This is a genomic window from Pseudomonas sp. Pf153, from assembly GCF_001269775.1.
GTDB lineage: Bacteria > Pseudomonadota > Gammaproteobacteria > Pseudomonadales > Pseudomonadaceae > Aquipseudomonas > Aquipseudomonas uvaldensis.
In genome coordinates this window covers 945787-972159 of sequence record NZ_LHVL01000030.1, presented here as the reverse complement: position 1 = coordinate 972159, position 26373 = coordinate 945787, and the positions used below count along the sequence as shown (strand labels likewise).

The 26373-nt window shown below is 60.4% G+C and carries 22 protein-coding genes; 11 read left to right on the top strand and 11 right to left on the bottom strand.

What is annotated here, in order from left to right; all coding sequences use genetic code 11:
* Positions 1-60 precede the first annotated feature (60 nt).
* The 3 genes from AD666_RS25475 to mfd are packed head-to-tail and all read right to left on the bottom strand — an operon-like array spanning position 61 to position 6792.
* Positions 61-2754: a DEAD/DEAH box helicase gene (locus tag AD666_RS25475; protein ID WP_053158671.1), complete on the bottom strand. Its 2694-nt coding sequence runs from the start codon at positions 2752-2754 to the stop codon at positions 61-63.
* Between the two features lie 11 nt (positions 2755-2765).
* The gene (locus tag AD666_RS25470; RefSeq protein WP_053158668.1) at positions 2766-3332 is read right to left on the bottom strand and encodes a CsiV family protein; all 567 of its coding nucleotides are present in this window, start codon (positions 3330-3332) and stop codon (positions 2766-2768) included.
* A 10-nt stretch (positions 3333-3342) separates the two neighbouring features.
* Entirely contained in the window at positions 3343-6792 is a 3450-nt protein-coding gene (gene mfd / locus AD666_RS25465) for a transcription-repair coupling factor (protein ID WP_053158665.1), read from the bottom strand.
* A gap of 169 nt (positions 6793-6961) precedes the next feature.
* Between mfd and AD666_RS25460 the strand changes: the two genes are divergently transcribed.
* Positions 6962-8425, top strand: a complete 1464-nt coding sequence (locus AD666_RS25460; RefSeq protein ID WP_053158662.1) for a glyceraldehyde-3-phosphate dehydrogenase — start codon at positions 6962-6964, stop codon at positions 8423-8425.
* Positions 8426-8527: 102 nt separating this feature from the next.
* Here the strand turns inward: AD666_RS25460 and AD666_RS25455 are convergent, their stop codons facing one another.
* A complete protein-coding gene (locus AD666_RS25455; protein WP_053158659.1) occupies positions 8528-9829 on the bottom strand; it encodes an MFS transporter in 1302 nt (433 codons plus the stop codon).
* Positions 9830-9971: 142 nt separating this feature from the next.
* Between AD666_RS25455 and AD666_RS25450 the strand changes: the two genes are divergently transcribed.
* Both AD666_RS25450 and sthA read left to right on the top strand, forming a co-directional pair.
* Positions 9972-10958 carry an FAD:protein FMN transferase gene (locus tag AD666_RS25450; protein WP_053158656.1) on the top strand — a complete coding sequence of 329 codons (987 nt, stop codon included), beginning with the start codon at positions 9972-9974 and terminating at the stop codon, positions 10956-10958.
* 473 nt (positions 10959-11431) lie between these two features.
* Entirely contained in the window at positions 11432-12826 is a 1395-nt protein-coding gene (gene sthA, locus AD666_RS25445) for a Si-specific NAD(P)(+) transhydrogenase (protein WP_053158653.1), read from the top strand.
* 42 nt (positions 12827-12868) lie between these two features.
* On the opposite strand, the gene AD666_RS25440 is transcribed toward sthA, so the two are convergent.
* Positions 12869-13591 (bottom strand): glycerophosphodiester phosphodiesterase family protein, encoded by a 723-nt coding sequence (locus AD666_RS25440; protein ID WP_053158650.1) that lies wholly within the window; start codon positions 13589-13591, stop codon positions 12869-12871.
* Positions 13588-14184: a PilZ domain-containing protein gene (locus AD666_RS25435; protein WP_053158647.1), complete on the bottom strand. Its 597-nt coding sequence runs from the start codon at positions 14182-14184 to the stop codon at positions 13588-13590. The genes AD666_RS25440 and AD666_RS25435 overlap by 4 nt, the downstream gene beginning before the upstream one ends.
* A gap of 94 nt (positions 14185-14278) precedes the next feature.
* Here AD666_RS25435 and AD666_RS25430 point away from each other — a divergent pair, with 94 nt between their 5' ends.
* From AD666_RS25430 to AD666_RS25420, 3 genes are all read left to right on the top strand, one after another.
* Positions 14279-15529 carry a lipoprotein-releasing ABC transporter permease subunit gene (locus AD666_RS25430; protein ID WP_053158644.1) on the top strand — a complete coding sequence of 417 codons (1251 nt, stop codon included), beginning with the start codon at positions 14279-14281 and terminating at the stop codon, positions 15527-15529.
* A gap of 7 nt (positions 15530-15536) precedes the next feature.
* The gene (gene lolD, locus AD666_RS25425; protein WP_172679671.1) at positions 15537-16220 is read left to right on the top strand and encodes a lipoprotein-releasing ABC transporter ATP-binding protein LolD; all 684 of its coding nucleotides are present in this window, start codon (positions 15537-15539) and stop codon (positions 16218-16220) included.
* Between the two features lie 61 nt (positions 16221-16281).
* Complete coding sequence (locus AD666_RS25420) at positions 16282-17526, top strand: lipoprotein-releasing ABC transporter permease subunit (protein ID WP_053158639.1); 1245 nt, start codon at positions 16282-16284, stop codon at positions 17524-17526.
* Between the two features lie 59 nt (positions 17527-17585).
* Here AD666_RS25420 and AD666_RS25415 read toward each other — a convergent pair whose 3' ends face one another.
* A complete protein-coding gene (locus AD666_RS25415; protein ID WP_053158636.1) occupies positions 17586-18938 on the bottom strand; it encodes a heavy metal sensor histidine kinase in 1353 nt (450 codons plus the stop codon).
* On the bottom strand, positions 18935-19615 hold the full coding sequence (locus AD666_RS25410; RefSeq protein WP_053158633.1) for a heavy metal response regulator transcription factor: 681 nt from the start codon (positions 19613-19615) through the stop codon (positions 18935-18937). Before AD666_RS25410 ends, AD666_RS25415 begins: the two co-directional genes overlap by 4 nt.
* Positions 19616-19770: 155 nt before the next feature.
* Between AD666_RS25410 and AD666_RS25405 the strand changes: the two genes are divergently transcribed.
* Positions 19771-20310: a plastocyanin/azurin family copper-binding protein gene (locus AD666_RS25405; protein WP_053158630.1), complete on the top strand. Its 540-nt coding sequence runs from the start codon at positions 19771-19773 to the stop codon at positions 20308-20310.
* 61 nt (positions 20311-20371) lie between these two features.
* The gene (gene queF / locus AD666_RS25400) at positions 20372-21202 is read left to right on the top strand and encodes an NADPH-dependent 7-cyano-7-deazaguanine reductase QueF (protein ID WP_053158627.1); all 831 of its coding nucleotides are present in this window, start codon (positions 20372-20374) and stop codon (positions 21200-21202) included.
* A gap of 135 nt (positions 21203-21337) precedes the next feature.
* Here queF and AD666_RS25395 read toward each other — a convergent pair whose 3' ends face one another.
* Complete coding sequence (locus AD666_RS25395; RefSeq protein ID WP_053158624.1) at positions 21338-21604, bottom strand: DUF4404 family protein; 267 nt, start codon at positions 21602-21604, stop codon at positions 21338-21340.
* Between the two features lie 106 nt (positions 21605-21710).
* Positions 21711-22331 carry a hypothetical protein gene (locus AD666_RS25390; RefSeq protein ID WP_053158622.1) on the bottom strand — a complete coding sequence of 207 codons (621 nt, stop codon included), beginning with the start codon at positions 22329-22331 and terminating at the stop codon, positions 21711-21713.
* Between the two features lie 202 nt (positions 22332-22533).
* On the opposite strand from AD666_RS25390, the gene AD666_RS25385 reads away from it, so the two are divergent.
* The 3 genes from AD666_RS25385 (at position 22534) to rssC (ending at position 25220) form a co-directional block, all read left to right on the top strand.
* Positions 22534-23223, top strand: a complete 690-nt coding sequence (locus tag AD666_RS25385) for a VacJ family lipoprotein (RefSeq protein ID WP_053158619.1) — start codon at positions 22534-22536, stop codon at positions 23221-23223.
* 327 nt (positions 23224-23550) lie between these two features.
* Positions 23551-24732 (top strand): two-component system response regulator RssB, encoded by a 1182-nt coding sequence (gene rssB / locus AD666_RS25380; protein WP_053158617.1) that lies wholly within the window; start codon positions 23551-23553, stop codon positions 24730-24732.
* Positions 24732-25220 (top strand): anti-sigma factor antagonist RssC, encoded by a 489-nt coding sequence (gene rssC / locus AD666_RS25375; RefSeq protein WP_053158614.1) that lies wholly within the window; start codon positions 24732-24734, stop codon positions 25218-25220. The genes rssB and rssC overlap by 1 nt, the downstream gene beginning before the upstream one ends.
* A gap of 115 nt (positions 25221-25335) precedes the next feature.
* Here the strand turns inward: rssC and tal are convergent, their stop codons facing one another.
* On the bottom strand, positions 25336-26262 hold the full coding sequence (tal, locus tag AD666_RS25370) for a transaldolase (RefSeq protein ID WP_053158612.1): 927 nt from the start codon (positions 26260-26262) through the stop codon (positions 25336-25338).
* Between the last annotated feature and the right edge of the window lie 111 nt (positions 26263-26373).

The window sequence follows — 26373 nt, the reverse complement described above, 5'->3', positions numbered from 1 at the left end:
CAAGCAGGCCGCGAGTGCCGATAACGGACTGACTGGCGATCCAGGAGGGCGCGGACCCTGTCAGCGCTTTTCCAGCTTGTCCGGCAGGGGCGCAAACAGTGCTTCGATATCATCGCTCTGCAACTGCCAATCGCCTGTCACGCGGCCGTCCAGTACGCCGGCCGCCAGGTCGGATTTCTCCTTTTGCAGTAGCTGGATCTTCTCTTCCACCGTGCCTCGGGCAATCAGTTTGTAGACGAACACTGGTTTTTCCTGACCGATGCGATAGGCGCGGTCGGTTGCCTGGTTTTCGGTGGCGGGGTTCCACCATGGGTCGTAGTGAATCACGGTATCGGCTTCAGTCAGGTTCAACCCCACGCCTCCTGCTTTCAGACTGATCAGGAAGATCTGGCGCTTGCCATTCTGGAACTCTTTGACGGGCGTGCGGCGATCCCGGGTCTGGCCGGTCAGGATGGCGTAGTCGACACTGCGTTTTTTCAGTTCATCCTCGATCAGCGACAACATCGAGGTGAACTGGGAAAACAGCAGGACCCTACGACCTTCTTCAAACAGTTCTTCGAGCATTTCCATCAGGCTGTCGAGTTTGCCCGAGGTGCTGCCCCGGACAGGCAACGCAGCATCATTGATCAGGCGCAAGTCGCAACAGACCTGGCGAAGCTTGAGCAAGGCCTCGAGGATGATGATCTGGCTACGGGCGACGCCTTTGCGGGTGATTTCATCGCGAACTTTCTTGTCCATGGCCAGGCGCATGGTTTCGTAGACATCTCGCTGCGCATCGCTGAGTTCAACCCAGTGGACGATCTCGGTCTTGGGCGGTAATTCCGTCGCCACTTGCTCTTTCGTCCTGCGCAGCAAAAAGGGTTTTACCCGACCATTGAGGTGCTTGAGTCTTGCATCGCTGCCGCGCTTCTCAATCGGCACGCGGTAATCGCGGTTGAAGCTTTTAACGTCTCCAAGCCAACCCGGCAGCAAGAAGTGAAACAACGACCACAATTCGCCCAGATGATTCTCCAGCGGCGTGCCGGACAGGCACAGGCGCTGTCGGGCGTCGAGTTCCCGTGCGGCCTGGGCGGCTTTGCTGGTGGGGTTCTTGATGTACTGAGCTTCATCGAGGATCAATACATGCAGGGGCTGGTTTTTCAGGCGCTCCACATCCTTGGGCAACAGCGCGTATGTCGTCAGTACCAGATCGTAATCGGCCAGCCGGTCAAAATACTTCTTGCGCCCGGCGCCATACAGCGCGAGCACCTTCAGTTGCGGTGTGAAGTGAGCAGCCTCGTCGAGCCAGTTGGGAATCAGGCTGGTGGGCATCACTACCATGCAAGGCCGGTCGAGGCGGCCGGCGTTTTTTTCGCTGAGAATATGCGCCAGGGTTTGTAGGGTCTTGCCCAGGCCCATGTCATCCGCAAGGATGCCGCCGACCTCCAGCTGTCGCAGCGATTGCATCCAGCTCAAGCCTTCGAGCTGGTAGGGCCGCAGTGTCGCGTTAAGGCCCTCTGGCGCTGTCGCGGTGTAGTCCTTGATGTCCCGCAGGCGTTGGGCCAGGCTGCGAATGTGCTCGCCACCTTCCCAGCGCAGAGGCAGGTCCTGCAGCGGGTTGAGGCGCAGGGCGTCCGCGGTGTTCAGACGCAGCTTGGTGGTGCCGGGTTCCTGCAGATAGAACTCGCCCAGAGTCGCCAGTACCGGTTTCAACCGACCATAGGGCAGGGCCACCTGTTGCGGACCGAACTCCGAATTCGGGCGGTTCGGCAAGTTGACCAGGATGAGTTCGTCATCGCGACGCCTTGCCAGGCGTTCCGGGTTGAACAGTTCGATGTGCGAGCGCATCAGGTTCAACAGGATTGGCAACAGGCTCAGTCGTTCGCCGTTGACGATGATTCCCAGCTCCAGGTCGAACCAGTCCCGCTCTGGTGTCTCCTCGACGGTGGCGTACCAGTCATCCACGGCGGTCAGGTCGAAGCCGAAATCCTCGTCAATCTGCAATTCCCAGCCCTGGCCTCGCAGTTTTGGCAGATCATTGAGAGTGAAGGTCAGCCAGGCGCTGTCGTTGACCATTTCATACAGCTCGCCGGCACTTTCCGGCAGGGCCTTGCTTTGTCTGGTCGCGATCTTGAAGCCGAGAATTCGCAGTTGTTCGCGGTAGGACTGTTCCACCTCGGTGTGGCGTTTTATCCGTAGCGTCTGGGTTTCCTGGCGAATCAGCACATCCGTGTTGCGCTGGCCGCTGACGTATTCGTCCAGATAGTTGAACGAAAGAGCGGCGCGGTGCTGGATGTAGCGTTGCATTTTGCCGTTGCGTGGCTCGAAGGCGCTGAACTCGATGCTGGCCAGCCATAAGCGCGGGACGGGTTGAACGTTGTCCACCAGCACCTGCGGAGGAGCCTTGGGGCTGCGGTTGTCCAGCACCGCCTGGAGTTTCTCCAGCAACTGTGCGTCTTTTTCGGCAGCCGGGTAGGCCAGGGTTTCCTGGACTTGCAGCAACACCGCGGCGCAGTGCTTGCAGTTGATGCGCACCGGGCAGGAACAGGCGGCTTCAAGCAACAGGAGCGTGCCCTTGGCTGACTCTTTCAGGCGAATGGTCTGACGGTAAACGCTGCCGCCGGAACCTTCGCAACTGGCGGTGATAATGCTTTCGCCGGTCTCGACAATCCTGACGCGGTTTTCCTGCGCGTAGCGGCGCCCACGCTCCAGGCTCTGTTCCTTGAATCGATTGACCCAGGAAGGTGCCAACGGTTTGCTCAGGGGCGAGGGCATAGGCGCGCCGATCAGTCCGGAATGACGTCAGGTGCCTGCCGTGGAGCGGGCGCGGTGAGCGAGGTGATCTTGATCAGCAAGGCAAGATGACCATTGTCCAGGTAGTTGAGCTGGCCATTCTTGGTGTGGCTTTTCTGTTTCAGGCGTTCGCTGGCGGTGACCAGGCCATTGCCGTCGATCTGGTTGACCCAGAAGTCGGCGTCTACATCGGTGAAGCGACCCAGCTTCAATTCCAATGTGCCTTCGATGGGGAACTGACCGAACTGTTCGGCGCCGTCGCTGATGGCGATCTTGTTGCCTTGTTCACCGAGGGTCTGTTGCCAGGCTTTGTGCATCAATACCGTGTACTGGCCGCTGGTGTTGAGTTTTTCCACGATGTTGCCCATCGCCGGCGTGCGCTGGCTATCGGCGGCCAGGCGTTGGGCGCCGGCATCCCAGTCTTCCGGCGCGGCTCGGCTGATAATCGCCGGCTCGGCATTCTGGCGTACCAGAATCATTTCAACCTGATACAGGTCGTCGGCAAATGCCAGGGGGGCGACCAGGGTCATCAACAAGGTCAGTGAGCGAAACAGGCGCATTGGGCGTCCTTCAAGCAGTGGTCGGAGTGAGGCGCTCGAACAGCGCTTCTACGGTATTGAAACGCTCTTCCGGGCGTTCCATCGGCACCATGAATTTGAACATCGTGGCGCCTTCGAATTTGTAACGCTTGGGCTGGCCCTGGATCAGCTTGATCAGTACCAGCGGATCGACCGGTGTCTGGGCTTCGAATTCGATACGACCGCCGTTGGGCCCGCCGTCGACTTTCTTGATGCCCAGTTGCTCGGCCTTGAGCTTGAGCAGCGTGGTGCGCACCAGGTTCTTGGTCGGCTCCGGCAACAGGCCGAAACGGTCGATCATCTCCACCTGCAAGTCTTTGAGGCCTTCCTCATCGGTGGCCGAAGCGATGCGTTTGTAGAGGATCAGTCGCGCGTGGACATCCGGCAGGTAATCTTCCGGAATCAGCGCCGGAACTCGCAGGTTGATTTCCGGCCCGCCGCCCAGAGGCTGGTCGAGGTTCGGCTGTTCGCCCTTGCGGATCGACTTGACGGCACGTTCGAGCATTTCCATGTACAAGGTAAAGCCGACGGCCTGGATCTGGCCACTCTGACCATCGCCCAGCAATTCGCCGGCGCCGCGGATTTCCAGGTCGTTGGTGGCCAGCACGAAGCCCGCACCCAGGTCCTGGGTATTGGCGATAGCTTCCAGGCGTTTCTCCGCATCCGGGGTGATCTGCTGCCGAGGTGGCGTCAGCAGGTAGGCATAGGCCTGGTGGTGGCTGCGTCCGACCCGACCGCGCAATTGATGCAACTGGGCCAGACCGAACTTGTCGGCGCGCTCGATGATGATGGTGTTGGCGCTGGGCACGTCGATGCCGGTCTCGATGATGGTCGAGGCGATCAGCACGTTGAAGCGCTTGTGGTAGAAGTCGCTCATCACCTGTTCGAGTTCGCGCTCGCGCATCTGTCCGTGGCCGATGCCGATCCGTGCTTCCGGTACCAGCTCAGCCAGGTCGGCGGCGCATTTCTCGATGGTCTTGACGTCGTTATGCAGGTAGTAGACCTGGCCGCCGCGCAGCAGCTCCCGCAGCAAGGCTTCCTTGACCGTGCTTTTGTTCTGCTCCATGACGAAGGTGCGCACAGACAGCCGACGGGCTGGCGGCGTGGCGATGATCGACAGGTCGCGCATGCCCGACACGGCCATGTTCAACGTGCGAGGGATCGGCGTGGCGGTCAGGGTGAGGATGTCGACCTCGCTGCGCAGGGCTTTGAGCTGTTCTTTCTGGCGTACGCCGAAGCGGTGCTCTTCATCGATGATCACCAGCCCGAGGTTTTTGATCTTTACGTCGTCCTGCAGCAATTTATGCGTGCCGATGACGATGTCGATCTTGCCTTCGGCCAGGTCCTGCACCGCAGCGTTCACTTCCTTGGCGGACTTGAAGCGGCTCATCACTTCTACGGTCACCGGCCAGTCGGCGAAGCGGTCGCGGAAACTGTTGTAGTGCTGTTGGGCGAGCAGGGTGGTTGGCACCAGGATCGCCACCTGCTTGCCGCTGTGCACCGCAATGAACGCGGCGCGCATCGCCACTTCGGTCTTGCCGAAGCCCACATCACCGCACACCAGCCGGTCCATCGGCTTGGGCGCGAGCATGTCGGCGCGCACGGCTTCGATGGTGGTCTGCTGGTCGACGGTTTCTTCGAACGGGAAACCGGCGCTGAAGGTTTCGTAGTCGGCCTTCGGATCGGTGAAGGCAAAACCTTCGCGTGCGGCCCGGCGGGCATAGATGTCCAGCAGCTCGGCGGCGACGTCACGCACTTGTTCGGCGGCCTTGCGCTTGGCTTTCTGCCAGGTTTCCGAGCCCAGGCGGTGCAGCGGCGCCAGTGCGTCGTCGCTGCCGGTGTAGCGGGCGATCAGGTGCAGGTTCGCCACCGGCACGTAGAGCTTGGCGCCTTCGGCATACTCCAGGGCCAGAAATTCGGCCGTCTGGTTGTCCACTTCCAGCGTCGCCAGGCCCAGGTAGCGGCCCACACCGTGGTCGATGTGCACCACCGGTGCGCCTTCGCGCAGCTCGGTGAGGTTCTTGATGACGGCTTCATTGCTGGCGTCGGCGCGTTTTTCGCGGCGACGGCGTTGCATCACGCGTTGCCCGAACAATGGGCTTTCGGCGACCAGTGCCAGCGCCGGATCGTCGAGCACCAGGCCTTCGTCCAGCGGGGCGATGGTGATGGCCAGGCGATCCTTGCCGGCGACGAAGTCCGGCCAGCTGTCCACGGTCTTCGGTCGCAGCTTCAGGCGTTCGAGCAGTTCCAGCAGCACTTCGCGACGCCCGGCGGACTCGGCGGTGAACAGCACACGTCCGGGGAATTCGTCGAGAAAGCCCGCCAGCGCCCACAGCGGTTGCGGGGCCTTGGCTTCGATCGCCAGGTCCGGCAGGGGCTTGGCGGGGAAGCGTTCGCGGCCGGCGCCGCTTTCCACGTCCTGCTGGCTCGCCACTACCCGTGGCCAGCTCTTGAGGCGGGCAAAACAGTCTTCCACTGGCAGGAACAGCTCGGCCGGTGGCAGCAGGGGGCGAGAAGGGTCGACACGTCGTTCTTCGTAGCGGTTGCGTACGTCGTTCCAAAAGTTTTCCGCCGCCTGTTCGATGCCCGGCAAGGAGAAGACCTGGGTGTCCTGGGGCAGGTAATCGAACAGGGTGGAGGTTTCTTCGAAGAACAGCGGCAGGTAATACTCGATACCGGCCGGGGTAATCCCGCTGCTCAGGTCCTGGAAGATCGGGCAACGACGGAAATCCACGTCGAAACGCTCGCGAAAGCGTGCCTTGAAGCGGGTCACCGCTTCTTTCTGCAGCGGGAACTCCTTGGCCGGCAGCAGGCGGACAGATTGCACCTTGTCGATGGAGCGTTGGTTTTCCGGGTCGAACGTGCGCAGTGTCTCGATTTCGTCATCGAACAGGTCGATGCGGTAAGGCAGCTTGCTACCCATCGGGAACAGGTCGATCAACGCCCCGCGTACCGCAAACTCGCCGTGCTCGTACACCGTATCGACGCAACGATAGCCACTGGCTTCCAGACGACTACGCATCTGCTCGACGTCGAGCTTCTGGCCGATGTCCAGCACCAGGCTGCTGCCGAGCAGGAACTGCGTCGGTGCCAGGCGATGTAGGGCCGTGGTGATTGGCACTACCAAAACGCCATGACTGAGCTCCGGCAGTCGATACAGGCTGGCGATCCGCTGGGAAACAATGTCCTGGTGCGGGGAGAACAGGTCGTAGGGCAGGGTTTCCCAATCCGGAAAATGCAGCACCGGCAAATCCGGGGCGAAGAAACTCAGCGCCTGTTCCAGCCGCTCGGCGCTCTGGCTGTCGGCGGTCAGCAACAGGGTGAAGCGCTTGGCAGCGCTGGCGGCCTCGGCGATGGCCAGGCTCAGGGCGGCACCGGGCAGATTGCCCCAGTGCTGTTTACCTGCGGTGGCAGGGAGATGCGGGAGACGCAGAACGGGCACGGAAGGTTGAGCTCCAAGCGTTGCGACAAAGTCGACAATTGTAGCGGGGTAAAGGGGCGGCTGTCAGTCGCAGACTACCCCGGCAGAGGGGAAAACCACGGCGCGACAGGCGCGCATTGCTCCGCAGTGGAGTCGGCGGCATAATGTAGCCCCTTTTTTCAGCCCCTACATGTGGAAGGTTCCCGTGACTCAGAAGCCCGACCAGTGTCTTGGTGAATGGATCGATCGTGAAGCACTCGCCGAAGCGATGATCCCTCTCATCGGTCAGCTCTACCGCAATAACAACGTGGTGAGCTCGATCTATGGCCGCAGCCTGATCAACCAGTCTGTCATCGCGATTCTCAAGGCTCACCGCTTTGCTCGCCACCGTCAGTCCGACGACAGCGAATTGTCCGTGCACGAAACTTTCCCACTGCTCAAAGCCATGAGCGAGCTCAAGCTCGGCGCCGCTTCGGTGGACCTGGGCAAGCTGGCCGTCAAGTTCAAGGCACAGGGCAATGGTCGCACCGCCGAGCAATTCGTTCGCGAAGAGCTGGCCGATGTCGTCGGTCAACAGAACGCATCGGCCCGTAAAGGCACCGACGTAGTGCTGTACGGTTTCGGTCGGATCGGTCGCTTGCTGGCACGCATCCTGATCGAGAAGACCGGTGGCGGCGACGGCCTGCGCCTGCGGGCCATCGTAGTGCGCAAGGGCGCCGAAAACGACCTGACCAAGCGTGCCAGCCTGCTGCGCCGCGATTCGGTCCACGGTTCGTTCAACGGCACCATCATCATCGATGAAGAAAACAACACCATCTGCGCCAACGGTAACCTGATCCAGGTGATCTACGCGAAGAACCCGACCGAGGTGGACTACACCCAGTACGGCATCAAGGACGCTCTGCTGGTGGACAACACCGGCGTATGGCGTGATGCGGACGGTCTGGGCCAGCACCTGGCGTGCCCGGGTATCGACCGCGTCGTGCTGACCGCGCCCGGCAAGGGCAAGCTGAAGAACATCGTTCACGGCATCAACCACGGCGAAATCACCGCTGACGACAAGATCGTTTCCGCTGCCTCCTGCACCACCAACGCCATCGTGCCGGTGCTCAAGGCTGTTAACGACAAGTTTGGCATCGTCAACGGTCACGTCGAAACGGTTCACTCGTACACCAACGACCAGAACCTGATCGACAACTTCCACAAGGGCGATCGCCGTGGCCGCAGCGCCGCGTTGAACATGGTCATCACCGAGACCGGTGCCGCCACCGCCGCTGCCAAGGCCCTGCCTGAACTGGCCGGCAAGCTGACCGGTAACGCGATCCGTGTACCGACGCCGAACGTGTCGATGGCTATTCTCAACCTGAACCTGGAGAAAGCCACCAGCCGCGAAGAGATGAACGAGTACCTGCGCTACGTGGCGCTGCACTCGGAACTGCACAAGCAGATCGACTTCGTTAACTCGCAGGAAGTGGTGTCTACCGACTTCGTTGGCTCGCGCCACGCCGGTGTGGTCGACGCTGAAGCCACCATCTGCAACGACAACCGCGTTGTCCTATATGTGTGGTACGACAACGAGTTCGGTTACAGCTGCCAGGTGGTTCGCGTGATGGAAGACATGGCCGGTGTGAACCCGCCAGCGTTTCCGCGCTAAGCCTTAGCTGCTCATGAAAACGCCCCGACTTGTCGGGGCGTTTTTGTGTCTGGGCTTTATGTCCTGCGCAAGGCCTCTTCACAAGCCTGCTCGCGACAGGACTTATCTGGCGCCGCCCGCCACCGAAGCCTGTGCAGTGCGCAACTCATGACGATTGCCTCTGAACAGCACCAGGGTAGCCACCAACCCCAACACCGCCGCGCCACTGAGCCATATGCCGGGCGCTGCCTTGTTCCCCAGCTCATGGATCAGATAAGTACAGGCCGCCGGGGTAAAGCCGCCGAAAGTGGCGGTGGCAAGGCTGTAGGCCAGGGAAAAGCCGGTGGTGCGCACCTCAACCGGCATGATTTCCGTCAAGGCCACCACCATGGCGCCGTTGTAGGATCCGTACAGAAACGAAAACCACAGTTCGACCATCAGCAGGTGGCTGAAGCTAGGGTTCGTCACCAGCCATGACAGCGCTGGATATGCCGTTAGGATCGCCAGGATTGTCGCTCCCAGCAGCAAGGGCTTGCGTCCGATCTTGTCGGAAAACGCACCCATCACCGGTAACCAGAAGAAGTTCGACAGGCCGATGCATACCGTGACCAGCAAGGCATCCAGATCCGACAGGTTCAATTCGGCCTTGCCGAAGGTCGGGGTATAGGCGGTGATCAGGTAGAACGACACCGTGGTCATGACCACCATCGCCATGCCGGCCAGGACGATGCCGAAGTTCTGACCGATGGAGCGGATGATTTCCGACAGGGTAGGGCGGTGTTTTCTTGCTTGGAATTCAGGCGTCTCCTCCAGAGAGCGACGGATCACGAAAATGGCCGGCACGATCATGCAGCCCACCAGGAAAGGTACGCGCCAACCCCATTCGCCCATCTCCTGAGGGCTCAGCCAATGATTGAGGCCAACCCCCAGCAGTCCGGCGAATACCACGGCAGCCTGCTGGCTGGCGGATTGCCAACTGACGAAGAAGCCCTTACGGCCCGGCGTGGAAATTTCCGCCAGGTACACCGAGACGCCGCCCAGCTCGACACCGGCGGAGAAGCCTTGCAGCAAGCGGCCCAGCAGCACCAGCAGCGGCGCCACCACCCCCAGGGTGGCATAGCCCGGCACGCAGGCGATCAGCAGGGTGCCGGCGGCCATCATTGCCAGAGTGATGATCAGGCCCTTGCGACGACCGTGGCGGTCAATATAGGCGCCCAGGAAGATCGCCCCCAGGGGGCGCATCAGGAACCCGGCACCAAAGGTGGCCAGGGACAGCATCAGCGAGGCGAAGGCGCTGTCGGTGGGAAAGAACGTCTTGGCGATGGCCGTGGCATAAAAGCCGTAGACCATGAAATCGAACATCTCCAGGAAGTTGCCGCTGACAACGCGAAAGATCGCCTTGCCATTGCTTGTGTTGGAGGGCATTTGGAGTACTCACTCTGTAAACCTTATGTGGAAGCGCGGCACCCTGATGTGGGAGCGCAGGGTCGCTCTAACACCCATAATGGCGGGCGCGGTTTTGAGGGGGGATGAAGATTTGTTAACTGGACGATGGGGGCTGCTTGTGATGCTGGTCGGTGTGTTGTCCGGCTGCGGCAATGGTGACACCCTCGAACGTTTCGATGGCCCGACCATGGGCAGCCGTTATTCTATCCAGTACGTCAGGCAATCCGCCACGCCGCGTCCGAAAGCGGTACAAGCCGAGGTGGAAAACATTCTCGCCGAAGTGGACAGGCAGTTCTCGACCTATCGAAGCGATTCGGACATCGAGCGTTTCAATGCGCTGCCGGCAGGTGCATGCCAGGTCATGCCTGGCCCGGTCCTTGAACTGGTCCGGGTGGGCGAGCAATTGTCCTTGCAAAGCGATGGCGCCTTCGATCTGACGGTGGAGCCCTTGCTGAATCTGTGGGGCTTCGGTCCGCAGTCCCGAGAGGAGAACGTGCCGAGTGCAGCAGCGCTGGCGTCGGCACGGCAGCGCGTCGGTCACGCTCATTTGCGCATCGATGGCGACCGGCTGTGCAAGGATGCCGCGGTGGAAGTCGACTTCAACAGCATCGCCGCCGGCTACGCCGTCGACCGGATCGCCGCGAGGCTTCAGGCGTCGGGCATCGACAGTTACCTGGCCGAAGTCACCGGCGAGCTGAAGGCCGTCGGACGCAAGCCTGACGGCTCGGCCTGGCGAGTGGCCCTGGAAGAGCCCCGTGATGACCGGCAAGTGGCCGAGCGTGTGATAGTGGTGGATGGCTACGGGGTTTCAACTTCCGGCGACTACCGCCGATACTTCGAGCGGGACGGAGTGCGGTACTCCCACACCTTCGATGCGCGTACCGGTGCTCCGGTCCTACATAAGCTGGCGTCAGTCACGGTGATTCATCCTTCGGCGTTGATGGCCGATGGACTATCGACGCTGTTGCTGATTCTCGGTCCCGAACGGGGTTGGGACTATGCCGAGAAGCATGGCATCGGGGTATTTTTCGTGATGCGTGACGGCGAGCGTTTTGTCACGCGCACCAATGATGCGTTTGAACGGATCAGCAGCGGAAAAAACCAATGATGACAGCGCTGTGAAAGCTTACCTGTGGCGAAATAGCGCAGGCAAAGGGGGCGTTCTCAATTAGTTTCCCCTCCGCGCCGGGCCTGCTGTTGTGCAGGGCAAGGCGCGAGAAGCGTGGTTTGGTTATTCCAAATAAGCTTCGAGCAACGCGGCCCTGCACAACAGCAGGCCCGGCCCTCCGGGTTGTGCCTTAAAGCGGGCCAGGCTGCGTTGCAGGCCTTGGAAAGGGAGTACCATTCCCAGCGGCCTGCGCCTTGCCTGGCCCGCTTTAAGGCACAACGCGGTGGGGAAGCTAATTGAGAACGCCCCCTAGCCTCTGACGCGACCAAGGGGTAATGTGCGCGGCGTTGAAGCTTCTATAGACTGCGGCCGGATCCGTGAACCGGCTCAAAATTGTTCCTTCATGTCGCAACCCGACGTGATTTAGCCGTCGGTACCATACCGGGTACCGCGGCCTGTTCTGAGGAGTACGCATGGCTGTCTACAACTACGACGTGGTGGTACTGGGTTCCGGCCCGGCGGGAGAAGGCGCGGCAATGAACGCCGCCAAGGCAGGACGCAAGGTGGCAATGGTCGACAGCCGTCGCCAGGTCGGCGGCAACTGCACCCACCTGGGTACCATCCCGTCCAAGGCCTTGCGTCACTCGGTCCGGCAGATCATGCAGTTCAACACCAACCCGATGTTCCGGGCCATTGGCGAACCGCGCTGGTTCTCCTTCCCGGACGTACTCAAGAGCGCCGAGAAAGTCATTTCCAAGCAGGTGGCTTCGCGTACGGGCTACTACGCCCGCAATCGCGTGGACGTGTTCTTCGGCACCGGCAGCTTCGCCGATGAGCAGACTGTCGAAGTGGTCTGTGGCAACGGCGTCGTGGAAAAGCTGGTGGCCAAGCACATCATCATCGCCACCGGCTCGCGCCCGTATCGCCCGGCCGATATCGACTTCAACCATGCGCGTATCTACGACAGCGACACCATCCTGAGCCTCGGCCATACCCCGCGTAAGCTGATTGTCTACGGTGCCGGCGTGATCGGATGCGAATATGCCTCGATCTTCAGCGGCCTGGGTGTGCTGGTGGAACTGGTGGACAACCGCGGTCAGTTGCTCAGCTTCCTGGATTCGGAAATCTCCCAGGCCCTGAGCTATCACTTCAGCAACAACAACATCACCGTGCGCCACAACGAAGAGTACGACCGCGTCGAGGGCGTGGACAACGGCGTGATCCTGCACCTCAAGTCCGGCAAGAAGATCAAGGCCGACGCCTTGCTCTGGTGCAACGGTCGCACCGGCAACACCGACGCCCTGGGCCTGGAAAATATCGGTGTGAAGGTCAACAGTCGCGGCCAGATCGAAGTAGACGAGAACTATCGCACCTGCGTGCCGAACATCTACGGCGCCGGTGACGTGATCGGCTGGCCGAGCCTGGCCAGCGCTGCCCACGACCAGGGGCGTTCCGCCGCCGGTAGCATCGTCGACAACGGCAGCTGGCGCTTTGTGAACGACGTGCCGACCGGCATCTACACCATTCCCGAGATCAGCTCGATCGGCAAGAACGAGCAGGAACTGACCCAGGCCAAGGTGCCGTATGAAGTGGGCAAGGCGTTCTTCAAGAGCATGGCGCGGGCGCAGATCGCCGGCGAGCCGCAAGGCATGCTGAAGATTCTCTTCCACCGCGAGACACTGGAAGTGCTGGGTGTGCACTGCTTCGGCTACCAGGCTTCGGAGATCGTCCACATTGGTCAGGCCATCATGAACCAGCCGGGCGAGTTGAACACGCTGAAGTACTTCGTCAACACCACGTTCAACTACCCGACCATGGCCGAAGCCTATCGGGTAGCGGCCTACGACGGGCTCAACCGGCTTTTTTGAGCGGCTCCGGCCGGTGGCCTGAGCCGGCCGGGGAGACCGATTTCAGCAATTCTCGAGCGTGGCAGTGGCCAAACCGGGAAAGTCTGTAATCAGGCTGTCAGCGCCAAAGTCGGCGAGCCTGCGCATGAGCGCGGGCTCGTTGACGGTCCACACCGAGACATGCAGGCCTTGACGCTGCGCCTTGATCAGGCGTTCCGGCGTACAGAGCGTCCAGTTCAGCGCCAGAATCTCACAGCCATAGCTCTGCGCGACTTTCAGTGGGTCGAGCCAGGCGTATTCCGCCACCAGACCACGGGAAATATCCGGTGTCAGCTCCAGGGCGGCCTTGAGCACTTCGCGGGAGCTGGAGGTGATGGTGATCTTGTCCAGTAGCCCGAACCGCTGCGCCATTTCACGAATACCCAGCACCGTGGCTGCCGCACGGGTGCGTGATGCGCTTTTGACCTCCAGTTGCCAATGTTCGAAATCACATTTCTCGAACAGCTCTTCCAGGCGCGGAATCGGGCAGGGTGTGATCCAGCCCGGGCCGCCTTTGCGCGCATCGTAGGTCACCAGCTCGGCGGCGGTATGTTCGACCACCTTGCCTCGGCGATCCGTGGTGCGCTTGAGGGTCGGGTCGTGAATGACCATCAACTCGCCATCCATGGACAGATGCAGGTCCAGTTCGCAACGGCGCACGCCGTGCTTGAGACATTCCTGAAAACCGGTCAGGGTATTTTCCGGCGCTTCGCCCTTGGCGCCGCGGTGGCCATAAATGAGGGTCACGGTTGTTCCTTATTGGTACCTGATTCGTTCAGTTCCCGCGCCAGGCGACGTTCTTGTGCCTGTTTCTGCAGGATGTAGCGGGCCAGCAACTGGCGTTGGGCATCGGTGGGGCGCTCGAATTCGGTGCCGACGTCGTAGCCCCCACCCTTGGGATCGCAATGGGTGACCCGCGCCCGCAGCAACAGGCCCAGGGCCTGGGGCATCAGCACCATCTTGATCGACAGGTGCGCGCCGATGGCGATGGGGGTGGGGTGCTGGAAGTCAATGCCGCCTTCGGAAATGATCACCGGCTGCGGTTCGCCGATTTCCCCCAGTACTGTCAGGGCAATGACCTGGCTGAGAAGGTCGATGCGCTTGTTCATCACCTTGAGGTACGCCGCGATGCTGCGTTCACGCTCGCTGATCTGGCGTAGCAGGTGTTGCGACTCGAATTCGCTCAGGTGCAGTTCGCTGAGCAGGTTGAATAATGGAGACGCATCCTGCAACACATCCAGGCCGGCAGCTTCCGGAATGGACAAGGGCCGAATTTCCAGTGCGATCGTGTCCTCGATACGGTAGTATTCGCGGCGATCTTCTTCATCTAATGTCGACATGGCGAACCCATGGTAGCGGCGGTGGTCTGAGTGTAAAGCTGGTTTGTGACCCCCGCCACAAGGACGTTTCTTTTCCCTCCGAACAAGCCCCGACATGTTCAGACCTCTCTTCGTATTTATCGGCACGCGTTATACCCGTGCAAAACGTCGTAATCATTTCGTATCGTTCATTTCCCTGACGTCCATCATCGGGCTGGCCCTTGGCGTGGTCGTGATGATCGTCGTGCTGTCGGTGATGAACGGCTTCGACCATGAGATGCGCACCCGCGTGCTCGGCATGGTGCCCCATGCGACGCTGGAATCCGGCGAAGCCATCAGCGACTGGCCGACCCTGGCCGACAAGGTCAAGCGGAACCCGCAGGTGCTGGCCGTGGCGCCGTTCACCCAGATGCAGGGGCTGCTGACCAACGATGGCAAGGTGTCCAAGGTCTTGCTCAACGGCATCGACCCCGGGCTCGAGCGGAATGTGTCGATCATCGACAACTTCATGAAACAGGGGAAACTCGATGACCTGGCGCCGGGCGGCTTCGGCATCGTCATCGGCGACAAGGCCGCGGCCAAGCTCGGCGTAGCCATTGGCGACAAGCTGACCTTTGTCGCCCCGGAAGTCACCGTGACCCCGGGCGGCATGTTCCCGCGCATGAAGCGCTTTACTGTGGTCGGCATTTTCCATGTCGGCGCCGGTGAACTCGACGGCTACCTGGGCGTCACCAACCTTCAGGACCTGGCGCGTCTGCATCGCTGGAAGCCGGATCAGGTTCAGGGGCTGCGATTGAAGTTCGACGATCTGTTCCAGGCGCCGCGTGTCGCGTGGACCATTGCCCAGCAACTCGGCGAAGACCGCTACTACGCCCGTGACTGGACCCGTACCCACGGTAATCTGTACCAGGCGATCCGGATGGAAAAGGCCATGATCGGGCTGCTGTTGCTGCTGATCGTCGCCGTTGCGGCGTTCAACATCATTTCCACGCTGGTGATGGTGGTGAACGACAAGAAGGGCGACATCGCCATCCTGCGCACATTGGGCGCCACGCCGGGTCAGATCATGCGGATCTTCATGGTCCAGGGCACGGTCATCGGCGTGATCGGTACGCTCGTCGGCGCCCTGGTCGGCATGTTCGCGGCATTGAATGTCAGCGCCGCGATTGCTGGCCTCGAAAGCCTGATCGGGCACAAATTTCTCAACGCCGACGTCTATTTCATCGACTACCTGCCTTCACAATTGCAGGCCGATGATGTGTTGATGGTGTGCGGCGCCGCGTTGGTCCTGAGTTTCCTCGCCACCCTGTATCCAGCCTGGCGTGCCGCGCGCACCCAGCCGGCGGAGGCGTTACGTTATGAGTGAGTCGGGCATGAGTGAAAAAGCAATCTTGAGCTGCCGCAATCTGAGCAAATCCTACGAGGAAGGGCCGGAGTCGGTGGTGGTGTTGTCGGGCCTGCAACTGGAGCTGCATCCCGGCGAGCGCGTGGCGATTGTCGGTACTTCCGGGTCGGGCAAGAGTACCTTGCTCAACTTGTTGGGGGGGCTCGACACGCCGACCGCCGGCAGTGTCTGGCTGGCGGGCGAGGAGCTTTCCGCGTTGAACGAGAAGGGCCGAGGCTTGCTGCGAAACCGCTCCCTGGGCTTCGTCTACCAGTTCCACCATTTGCTGCCTGAATTCACTGCGCTGGAAAACGTCTGCATGCCGCTGTTGATCGGTCGCACCGCGATCCCCGAAGCCCGTCAGCGCGCCACCGCGTTGCTGGAGAGGGTCGGTCTCGGGCATCGCCTGGAACACAAGCCGGCCGAACTGTCCGGCGGCGAGCGCCAGCGGGTGGCGATTGCCCGGGCCCTGGTCAACAAGCCAGGGCTGGTGATGCTCGATGAGCCGACCGGCAACCTCGACTCCCACACTGCCCAAGGCATTCAGGATCTGATGCTGGAGCTCAGTACCTCGTTGCGCACCGCCTTCCTGGTGGTCACCCACGACATGAACCTGGCCCGGCAGATGGATCGTGTCCTGCATCTGCAGGAAGGTTGCCTGACGCCTATCTGACCGACCGGAACCCGGCGCTGGATGCATGCACCGGGTCATTCATTCTTTTACGGTGCCCCGAATGTTCAGACCGTTATCGATCTTTATCGGCACGCGCTATACCCGTGCCAAGCGCCGCAATCGCTTCGTTTCGTTCATCTCCATGACGTCGATGATCGGCCTCGCCCTGGGTGTGCTGGCGATGATCGTGGTGCTCTCGGTGATGAACGGCTTTCAGCGTGAAATGAGCTCGCGCATCCTGGGCATGGTGCCCCACGCCACCATTGTCGGGGTCAATCCCATTGACGATTGGCAGCCGGTGGCCGCCGCGGCGCTGAAAAATCCCGAGGTAACGGCCGCCGTGCCGTTCACCGAGATGGAAGGCATGTTGAGTCATAAAGGTTCGATGCAGCCGATCCAGATCAGCGGTATCGATCCTGCGCAGGAAGGCAAGGTCTCCATCGTGGCCCAGCATATCGTCCAGGGGCGTCTCGATGCCCTGAAGCCGGGCGAATATGGTGTGGTGATCGGTGAAATCACGGCTCGGCGCTTCCGTTTGAACGTCGGCGACAAACTGACCTTGATCGTGCCGGAAGTCAGCACCGCGCCGGGGGGAATCACTCCACGCATGCAGCGACTGAACGTGGTGGGTGTGTTCAAGGTGGGCGCCGAGCTGGATGGCTCCATGGCGCTGATTCACCTGGCCGATGCCGCGCAAATGCAGCACTGGCAGCCGGACCAGGTGCAGAGCGTGCGCCTGGCGGTGAAGGATCTGTACGCCGCGCCGAAGGTTTCCGGTGACATCGCCGCGAGTCTGGGCGCCGGGTTCAAGGCCGACGACTGGACCCACACCCAGGGCAGCCTGTTCAGCGCAATGAAAATGGAAAAGACCATGATCGGACTGCTGTTGCTGATGATCGTCGCGGTGGCGGCGTTCAACATCATCGCGACCCTGATCATGGTGGTGAACGAAAAGGGCGCGGACATCGCGATCCTGCGAACCATCGGTGCCACGCCACGGCAGATCATGGCGATCTTCATGGTCCAGGGCACAGTGATCGGTATCGTCGGCACGGTGATCGGCGGCGTACTGGGTGTGATCGCGGCGTTGAATGTCAGTGAGCTGGTGGGCTGGCTGGAGCGCGTCAGTGGTCAGCACATCTTCAGTTCCGACGTTTATTTCGTCAGCAACCTGCCGTCGGAGCTTCAGCGTGGCGACGTGGTGTTGATCTGTTCGGCAGGTTTCATCCTGAGCTTCCTCGCCACGATCTACCCGGCCTGGCGTGCGGCAAAGACCGAGCCGGCGCAGGCGTTGCGGTATTCCTGACGTCGACGTAGCTTTCTGTGGCGAAGGAACGAATCCCCTCGCCACAGGTTGGTGGGTGCTCAATCAGCCTTTGGCAACTCAATCATGAACCGCGTCCAGCCATCGACTGATTCACAATGGATGTCCCCACCGTGAGCACGAATGATCGAGCGGGTGATGGCCAGGCCCAGCCCGGCGTGTTCGCTGCTGCCTTCCTGGCGGGCCGGGTCGGCGCGGTAGAAACGATCGAACAGGCGCGGCAGCAAGTCCGCCGGGATGCCTTCGCCGCTGTTCTCCACATGGATTTTCAGCACATGCGGGCCGTCGATGATCCGTATTCGCACTTCGCCGTCGGCGGGGGTGAAGCGCAAGGCATTGTCCAGCAGGTTGGAAAAGGCCCGGCGGAGCATGCTGCGGTCTCCCTCGACACGACCATCGCCTTCCCGGTTCAACCGGACACCGACGTCCTCGGCCAAGGGCGCGAAGAATTCCAGCAGCACATCGATTTCTTCTGCCAGGGCCAATCGCTCACGGTTGGGTGCCAGCAGGCCGTGGTCGGCCTTGGCCAGGAATAGCATGTCGTTGACCATTTGCGCCATCCATTGCAATTCTTCAAGGTTGCTGTGCAGCGCCTCGCGGTAATCCTCCAGGGAGCGTTCGCGGGTGAGGGTGACCTGGGTATGGGTCAGCAGGTTCGACAGTGGCGTGCGCAGCTCATGAGCGATGTCTGCGGAGAATGCCGAGAGCCGCTGAAAGGCGTCGTCGAGGCGTGCGAGCATGGCGTTGATGCTGTGGGCCAGTTCGGCCAGTTCGGCAGGCATTTGTTCCTGGGGCAGGCGGGCGTTGAGGGAGCGGGCCGAGACATTACCGGCGATTGTCCCCATGCGGCGTAAAGGTCGCAGGGCGCGTCGTGCGGCCCAGGCACCGAGCAGGGCGGTGGCCAGGGCGGAAAGTCCTACTGTCAGCCAGATCAGGCGCTGCATGCGTTGCAGGAAGTGCTGATGATGCGTGATGTCCAGCAGCAGTGTCAGTTGCGGCGAGCCTGGACGACCGGGATCGAGCGGTGCATTGAGCACCCGATAATCGCTGTCCGCGTCGCTGAGGGTCGACAGGCCGGGTCTTTCCGGTAGTTGCGCCGGAATCCGGATCGAACTGTCATACCAGCGTACGCCGTTGCTGTCCTTGATACGCAACGCCAGATCGGACTGGCGACTCAGTTCGTCCTCCAAGCGCCTGCGCAGCTGCTCGGCGTCGAGACCTTGTACGGTTCGGCGCAGGCCGATCAGCCTGCCTTCCAGCAGCTGTTGATCGAGCTCGATGAAGTGCGCCTCGCTGCCGCGGCTGAACAGCAATCCGGCAAACAACGAGACCACGGCGGTACACGCGGCAAACAACAGCGCGAGGCGACTGCTCAATGACCACTGGCTTTTCACAGGCTGCGCTCTTCAAGCACATAGCCCATGCCGCGTACGGTGTGAATGAGCTTGCAGGGAAAGTCGTCGTCAATCTTGATCCTCAGTCGCCGGATCGCGACTTCGATGACGTTGGTATCACTGTCGAAATTCATGTCCCAGACTTGCGAAGCGATCAGCGACTTGGGCAGCACTTCGCCCTGTCGACGCAGGAGCATTTCCAGCAAGGCGAACTCCTTGGCGGTAAGGTCGATGCGCCGACCACTGCGTTCGACGCGGCGACGGATCAGGTCCAGACGCAGATCCGCCAGTTGCAGGCTGGTTTCCAGAGGCGTCGAACTGCCCCGACGCAACAGGCTTCGCACGCGCGCCAGCAATTCGGAAAAGGCGAAGGGCTTGACCAGATAGTCGTCGGCGCCCAGCTCCAGGCCATGCACCCGGTCCTGAACCGCGTCTCGTGCCGTGAGAAACAGCACGGGTGTATCCAGCCCGGCGCCGCGGACCGCCTGCAGAATCTGCCAGCCGTCACGGCCGGGCAGCATCACATCGAGAATCAACAGAGCGTAATCGCCGCTCAGGGCCAGTTGCTGGCCCGTGATGCCATCGGCCACCAGGTCGGCATTGAACCCGGCTTCGCTCAGGCCCTGGCGCAGGTATTGACCGGTTTTCGTTTGGTCTTCGACGATCAGCAGTTTCATGCACAGCCCCAGACATTGTTGGACGCAGCTTTATACCGCAGCAGGTACCGTCGCGACGCAAGCTGACAAAGTTGTAATCGAGCTGTCAGCCGACTGGCAGCGCTGTAAGGATAGAGTTTCCCACAGGCTGAACCTAATCCGATTGGAGTATGGACATGTTGATGGGGAAACGTTTGATCGTGGCTGCTTGTGCGCTGGCCTTCAGTGCGTCGTCGTGGGCGTCACCGGGCCGACATTTTGAATTTGGCCGTCCGGCATCGGCTGCCGAGGCGAGCCGCAGCATTGAGGTGGTCATGGGAGACATGACCTTCAACCCCCGCGAACTCGACATCAAGACTGGCGAAACCGTGCGGTTCGTGCTGATCAATAAAGGACAGTTGTTGCATGAATTCAATCTGGGCGATGTGACGATGCACGCCGAGCACCAGCAAGAAATGCTGAAGATGCAACAAAGCGGGCAATTGACGCCCACCGCGATGGCGCCGGCCATGGATCATGGCTCAATGACTCACGGCTCGATGGGACACGATCAGGCCGGTATGCGCCACGATGACCCCAACAGCGTATTGGTGGAGCCGGGCAAGACGGCTGAACTGACATGGACGTTCAGCCAGGCCACCCGCCTGGAGTTTGCCTGCAATATCCCCGGCCATTACCAGGCTGGAATGAAAGGGGGCCTGACCGTCAGACAGTAAGCACTCAAAGGCTGCGGTAAAGGCTGATAGAATCCGCTGATTCTTCAGTCAGGTTTCCGTCATGCATCCCGCAGCCGAACACTCGCCGCTGGGCAAGTCCAGCGAATACATCGCCACGTACACGCCGTCACTGTTGTTCCCGATCCCGCGCACCGCGAAATGGGCAGAGCTGGGCCTGACGGCCGAAACCCTGCCGTACAAGGGCGTGGATTTCTGGAACTGTTTCGAGCTGTCGTGGTTATTACCCTCCGGCAAACCAGTGGTGGCGATCGGTGAATTCGCGATCCCGGCGGACTCTCCCAACATCATTGAGTCCAAGTCCTTCAAGCTGTACCTCAATTCCTTGAACCAGACTCCGTTCGCCGATAACGCAAGCCTGGAAGCGACCTTGCGCGAGGACTTGTCGGCCGCGGCCGGCAAACCGGTGGAGGTGCGGATTCGCAGCCTCGAGGACGTGGAAAGTGAAGGTGTGGTGGCACTGCCCGGCACGTGCATCGATGACCTGGACATCAGCGTCGATTCTTACGCGCATCCGCGTCCGGAATTGCTGCGTTGCGACGCGTCGCGCATCGTCGAGGAAAGCCTGTACAGCCACTTGCTCAAATCCAACTGCCCAGTCACCAGCCAGCCGGACTGGGGCAGCGTGGCGGTGGAATATCGCGGCGCGGCTCTGGATCACGCCAGCTTGTTGGCCTACATCGTCAGCTTTCGCCAGCATTCGGATTTCCATGAACAATGCGTTGAGCGGATCTTTCTCGACCTGCAGCGCTTGCTCAAGCCGGAGAAATTGACGGTGTATGCGCGGTATGTACGCCGGGGTGGGCTGGACATCAATCCCTATCGCAGCACAGAAACGGTGCAGTTGCCGAACCATCGCCTGGTTCGTCAATAAGAATTCTGCGGGAGCGAGCCAGCCCGCGAAAGCGCCGGATCAGCTTGCCTCGATGTTGAATGTGTGGGAGCAATCGCGAGCAGGCTTGCTCCCACAAGAGGTCATTGCAGGTTCGTGTCCCGCTGGTGAGACTGATCAGATACCCATATTGCCCAGCGTCAGCATGATATTGCGCAGCGTTCCGGCAACGGCAGGGTGACTGATTTCGAATCGTTCCACGGCCAGGTTCACGCCGTCGACCAGGCTGGTGTCCTGAAGGGTATTTTCCAGCGGAATTTCGGCCTCGATCTGGCTCATCAGCTGTTGCAGGTGCTCGCGGTCCGGTTCAGAAAGTGGCGGGTCCTGATCCAATTGAACGCGCAGGTTGTTGAGCTTTTCTAGCAGTTCTTCGCGGCCAGGCATGGCGTACTCCTTATTGATCGGCACAGCCATGGACCGCGACGGTGCGTCAAAAGTCCGTGGCTTGCCTTAAGAGTAATCCACCCTCACGCCTGCTGCATGATCAGGGTCAGGGCTTCTCGCCTTTGAATCGACGTTGGCAGATATCGGCCAGGCAGGTGTCGAGTTCTCCCAGATGGTCGATCACTGAATGTACACCCAGGCTGAACATCTGAACCGTTGCCTTGGCTCGCCTGGCTTCTCGTTGTTGCTCGCTCAGGGCTTGCCACTCGCCGGGCGTCAGGCCGCACAGCGAGCCACAGGAGGCGAGTCCGATGGTCCACAAGCCGGCGTTGAGCCCCGACTGCAATAATCCGGGTTCACCGCTGACCAGTACGCATCCGTCCAATTGCTGGACATTCAGCGCCATCAATGCTTGCCAGCAGGCGTGAGGAGCAGGCCACGGATTATTTGTTGCAGGAAGTTGCGGAGGCTTGATCCATGCTGGCAACGAAGCCGCCAGGCCATGACTGACGCTGGGGGGCAGTTCATCGAGCCAGGCGCAGGGGATCTCCTGAAGCTGCAAGCGATGCAGGCTTTCGAGCGCACCGGGTGTCGGTTGCGCATGCTCGGCCGACGTTGCTCCAGGCTGGCGAGCGCGTGCCCCGAAATCTACCAGGCACCCGCTCAGGCCAAACAATACGGCGGTGAGGTCGAGGACGGGGAGGGGCAGAGCTTCGGCGCGAGGCATGGGAACGTCCTTGAAATAACCGGGAGCCTACCGGCCCTCCATGACAGTCCGGTGACATTGAAATGAACGCGTTTGATGCAGGAAATGTCCTACGGGCAGGTTCTTATTCCTATGCTGCCTATCGGCACGTTCCGCTTTATACTAGCGGCCTCACCGCCTGGGCTTGGCGCCCTAGCCTGAATCATCCAAGGAGTTTTCCCCTATGCGCTGGAGCCATCGTCTAGCTCAGCTGTGTCTTTCCGCGAGTGTCCTGCTGGTACCGTTCGCCTCCCAGGCCGCTACGGAAGACGACCCTTGGGAAAGCATCAACCGTCCGATCTTCACCTTCAACGACACTGTCGATACTTATGCGCTCAAGCCGCTGGCGCAGGGGTATCAATACGTGACGCCGCAATTCCTGGAAGACGGCATCCATAACATGTTCCGCAACATCGGTGACGTGGGCAACCTGGCCAACGATGTGCTGCAAGGCAAGCCGGCCGCCGCCGGAGTCGACACTGCCCGATTGATCTTCAACACCACCTTCGGCCTGTTGGGCTTCTTCGACGTGGGCACCAAGATGGGCCTGCAGCGCAATGACGAAGACTTCGGCCAGACCCTGGGCTACTGGGGCGTTGGTAGCGGTCCATACGTGATGCTGCCGCTGCTGGGCCCCAGCACCTTGCGTGATGCGCCGGCCAGGTTCGTGGACAGCTACACCACCCCCTATCCCTATATCGATAACGTCTCGGTGCGTAATTCGATTTTCGGCCTGAACATTGTCGACACCCGCGCGAGCCTGCTGTCGGCCGAAAAATTGGTGAGCGGCGACAAATACGTGTTCATCCGCAACGCTTTCTTGCAAAACCGCGAATTCAAGGTCAAGGACGGCCAAGTCGAAGACGATTTCTGATCTTCGACTCTGTTTGAGGGCGGCTTGACGGGCCGCCCTTCGTGTTTTTGGGGATTTGTCCTTCCATTGAGTTACGCTTCGCTCGGTTCTTATAACTCTCTGTACTTTGACAAATAAAGAGGGCGAGCGGCGATCTGCATGAGCTTGAAACGCCCCGCGGATGGGAGTACCGTCTGCGCCTTAGAAGGGCACCTCTGATGTAATGGTGTGTAGGCCAAAGGCCTGAAACCTGTACGACAGAGAGGCTAGAAAGCGAATCCAGTAGTGTGTGCCCGGCCCGACAGCCCAGCCTGCTACGCCAACCCAATTCTGGCGCCGTTTGCCCACATGCCAAAAACCAGTGCCACGCTGCTGATAATCGATGATGACGAAGTGGTGCGAGCCAGCCTCGCTGCCTACTTGGAAGACAGTGGTTTCAGCGTCCTGCAGGCCAGTAACGGCCAACAGGGTCTCCAGGTGTTCGAGCAAGACAAGCCCGACCTGGTCATCTGCGATCTACGTATGCCGCAGATGGGCGGACTCGAACTCATTCGTCAGGTTACCGAGATTTCCGCACAGACACCGGTCATCGTGGTCTCGGGCGCGGGCGTGATGAACGACGCGGTCGAGGCCTTGCGCCTGGGCGCGGCGGATTACTTGATCAAGCCCCTCGAAGACCTGGCTGTGCTCGAACATTCCGTGCGCCGGGCCCTGGACCGTTCGCGCCTGTTGGTGGAAAACCAGCGCTACCGCGAGAAACTGGAAACCGCCAACCGTGAGTTGGAAGCCAGCTTGAACCTGCTGCAGGAGGACCAGAACGCCGGGCGGCAGGTGCAGATGAACATGTTGCCGGTCAGTCCCTGGGCCGTGGACGGCTTCCGTTTCGCCCATCAAATCATCCCGTCGTTATACCTGTCGGGCGATTTCGTGGATTATTTCCGGGTCGATGAGCGACGAGTGGCGTTCTACCTGGCGGATGTCTCCGGCCATGGCGCCTCGTCGGCGTTCGTGACAGTGCTGTTGAAGTTCATGACCACGCGCCTGCTGTTCGAGTCCAAGCGCAATGGCACGCTGCCGGAGTTCAAGCCGTCAGAGGTCCTGGGGCATATCAACCGGGGCCTGATCAGCTGTAAGCTGGGTAAACATGTCACCATGGTCGGTGGAGTCATCGACGAGGAAACGGGTTTGTTGACTTATAGCATCGGCGGCCATCTGCCGTTGCCTGTGTTGTACACCCCCGACAGTGTTCGTTATCTGGAAGGACGTGGTTTGCCGGTAGGCCTGTTCAACGAGGCGACCTACGAGGATCACGTACTGGAGTTGCCACCTGTGTTCAGTTTGACGCTGATGTCTGATGGCATTCTGGATCTTTTGTCTGAGCCTACACTCAAAGAGAAAGAAGCAGCCTTGCCCGAGCGGGTAAGTGCTGCGGGCGGCAGCCTGGAAGGTCTGCGGCAAGTGTTTGGATTAGCTACGCTAGGGGAGATGCCGGATGATATCGCCCTGTTAGTGTTGAGCAGGAACCTTTGATGAGTACCGGTAGAATCCAGTTCGCCGAGCAGGACGGCACATTTGTCCTGAAGTTCGTCGGTGAAGTGCGTCTGACCCTGTGTTCGGCGCTGGATGCGACTATTGAGCGGATCTTCACTGCATTGAACTTCAATGCCATCGTGATCGACCTGACTGAAACCCGCAGTATCGACAGCACCACCCTCGGCCTGCTGGCCAAATTGTCGATCCTGTCGCGGCAAAAGGTCGGCCTGCTGCCGACCGTCGTCACCACCCACAGCGACATTACCCGCCTGCTGCAGTCGATGGGTTTCGATCAGGTGTTCAACATCGTCGGCGACCCAATACCATGCCCCGAGTGCCTGGACGATCTGCCAGATCAGGACCAATCCGAGGAAGATGTGCGGATCAAGGTGCTCGAAGCCCACAAGATCCTGATGGGGCTGAACGAGTCCAATCGTGAAGCTTTCCATGATCTGGTGAATGCGCTGGAGCGACCTGGAGGCTGACGATCCTCAATCATCCATTGGAGTGATGGGCTCTTCGCGGGCAAGCCCACTCCCACAAAAAGCAAAAGGGGCGAATCCCTCAGGATTCGCCCCTTTTGCATGCCGCCGGATCAGCTCAAAGCTTGGCTTGCAACAACGCCTCCAGCTTCTCCTGGTCCCGGGCAAACTGGCGGATACCTTCAGCCAGTTTCTCGGTCGCCATGGCGTCTTCGTTGGACAGCCAACGGAACTGCGCTTCGTTGAGGCTCAAGCGCGCTTCGCCGGTTTGTCCTGGCGCCAGTTTGCGTTCCAGCTTGCCCTCGTCGGTGGCCAGCTTTTCCAGCAACTCCGGGCTGACGGTCAAGCGATCGCAACCGGCCAACTGCTCGATCTGGTTGAGGTTGCGGAAGCTGGCGCCCATGACCACGGTCTTGTAGTCATTGGCCTTGTAGTAGTTGTAGATGCGGGTTACCGACTGCACGCCAGGGTCATCGGCGCCGGTGTAGTCGTTGCCATTGGCCTTCTTGTACCAGTCGTAGATGCGACCCACGAACGGTGAAATCAGGAACACCCCGGCATCGGCGCAGGCAGCGGCCTGAGCGAAGGAAAACAGCAGGGTCAGGTTGCACTGGATGCCTTCGCGCTCCAATTGTTCGGCTGCGCGGATGCCTTCCCATGTGGAGGCGATCTTGATCAGGACGCGATCACGGCCAACGCCGGCTTTTTCATAGAGATCGACCAATCGATGGGCGCGTTTCAACATGGCATCGGTATCGAACGACAGGCGTGCGTCCACCTCAGTGGAAATACGTCCAGGAATCACTTTCAGGATCTCTTTGCCAACCGCCACGCCAAAACGGTCGCTGGCAAGGCCGACATCGCCCTTGCAGTCCGCCACACAGGCGTTCAACAGCTCGGCATAACCGTGCATCGCCGAAGCCTTGAGCAGCAGGGAAGGGTTGGTAGTGGCATCCACCGGCTTGATACGTGCAATAGCTTCGAAATCACCGGTATCGGCCACGACGGTAGTGAATTGCTTGAGTTGTTCCAGCTTGGAAGTCATGTGCGTGCTCTGTCCTATGGGTCTGTTGACATTACCCGAGGGCCGGCAGCCACTCAAGGGCATGAAGGAGTATCGAAAGCCCCGATGGCAACAACCTGAAAAACGGCTGTT

Coding starts and splice junctions, on each gene's coding strand:
- AD666_RS25475 (WP_053158671.1), bottom strand. CDS start 2,754: ATGCCCTCGCCCCTGAGCAAACCGTTGGCACCTTCCTGGGTCAATCGA.
- AD666_RS25470 (WP_053158668.1), bottom strand. CDS start 3,332: ATGCGCCTGTTTCGCTCACTGACCTTGTTGATGACCCTGGTCGCCCCC.
- AD666_RS25460 (WP_053158662.1), top strand. CDS start 6,962: ATGTGGAAGGTTCCCGTGACTCAGAAGCCCGACCAGTGTCTTGGTGAA.
- AD666_RS25455 (WP_053158659.1), bottom strand. CDS start 9,829: ATGCCCTCCAACACAAGCAATGGCAAGGCGATCTTTCGCGTTGTCAGC.
- AD666_RS25450 (WP_053158656.1), top strand. CDS start 9,972: ATGCTGGTCGGTGTGTTGTCCGGCTGCGGCAATGGTGACACCCTCGAA.
- sthA (WP_053158653.1), top strand. CDS start 11,432: ATGGCTGTCTACAACTACGACGTGGTGGTACTGGGTTCCGGCCCGGCG.
- AD666_RS25435 (WP_053158647.1), bottom strand. CDS start 14,184: ATGTCGACATTAGATGAAGAAGATCGCCGCGAATACTACCGTATCGAG.
- AD666_RS25430 (WP_053158644.1), top strand. CDS start 14,279: ATGTTCAGACCTCTCTTCGTATTTATCGGCACGCGTTATACCCGTGCA.
- lolD (WP_172679671.1), top strand. CDS start 15,537: ATGAGTGAAAAAGCAATCTTGAGCTGCCGCAATCTGAGCAAATCCTAC.
- AD666_RS25420 (WP_053158639.1), top strand. CDS start 16,282: ATGTTCAGACCGTTATCGATCTTTATCGGCACGCGCTATACCCGTGCC.
- AD666_RS25410 (WP_053158633.1), bottom strand. CDS start 19,615: ATGAAACTGCTGATCGTCGAAGACCAAACGAAAACCGGTCAATACCTG.
- AD666_RS25405 (WP_053158630.1), top strand. CDS start 19,771: ATGTTGATGGGGAAACGTTTGATCGTGGCTGCTTGTGCGCTGGCCTTC.
- queF (WP_053158627.1), top strand. CDS start 20,372: ATGCATCCCGCAGCCGAACACTCGCCGCTGGGCAAGTCCAGCGAATAC.
- AD666_RS25395 (WP_053158624.1), bottom strand. CDS start 21,604: ATGCCTGGCCGCGAAGAACTGCTAGAAAAGCTCAACAACCTGCGCGTT.
- AD666_RS25390 (WP_053158622.1), bottom strand. CDS start 22,331: ATGCCTCGCGCCGAAGCTCTGCCCCTCCCCGTCCTCGACCTCACCGCC.
- AD666_RS25385 (WP_053158619.1), top strand. CDS start 22,534: ATGCGCTGGAGCCATCGTCTAGCTCAGCTGTGTCTTTCCGCGAGTGTC.
- rssB (WP_053158617.1), top strand. CDS start 23,551: ATGCCAAAAACCAGTGCCACGCTGCTGATAATCGATGATGACGAAGTG.
- rssC (WP_053158614.1), top strand. CDS start 24,732: ATGAGTACCGGTAGAATCCAGTTCGCCGAGCAGGACGGCACATTTGTC.
- tal (WP_053158612.1), bottom strand. CDS start 26,262: ATGACTTCCAAGCTGGAACAACTCAAGCAATTCACTACCGTCGTGGCC.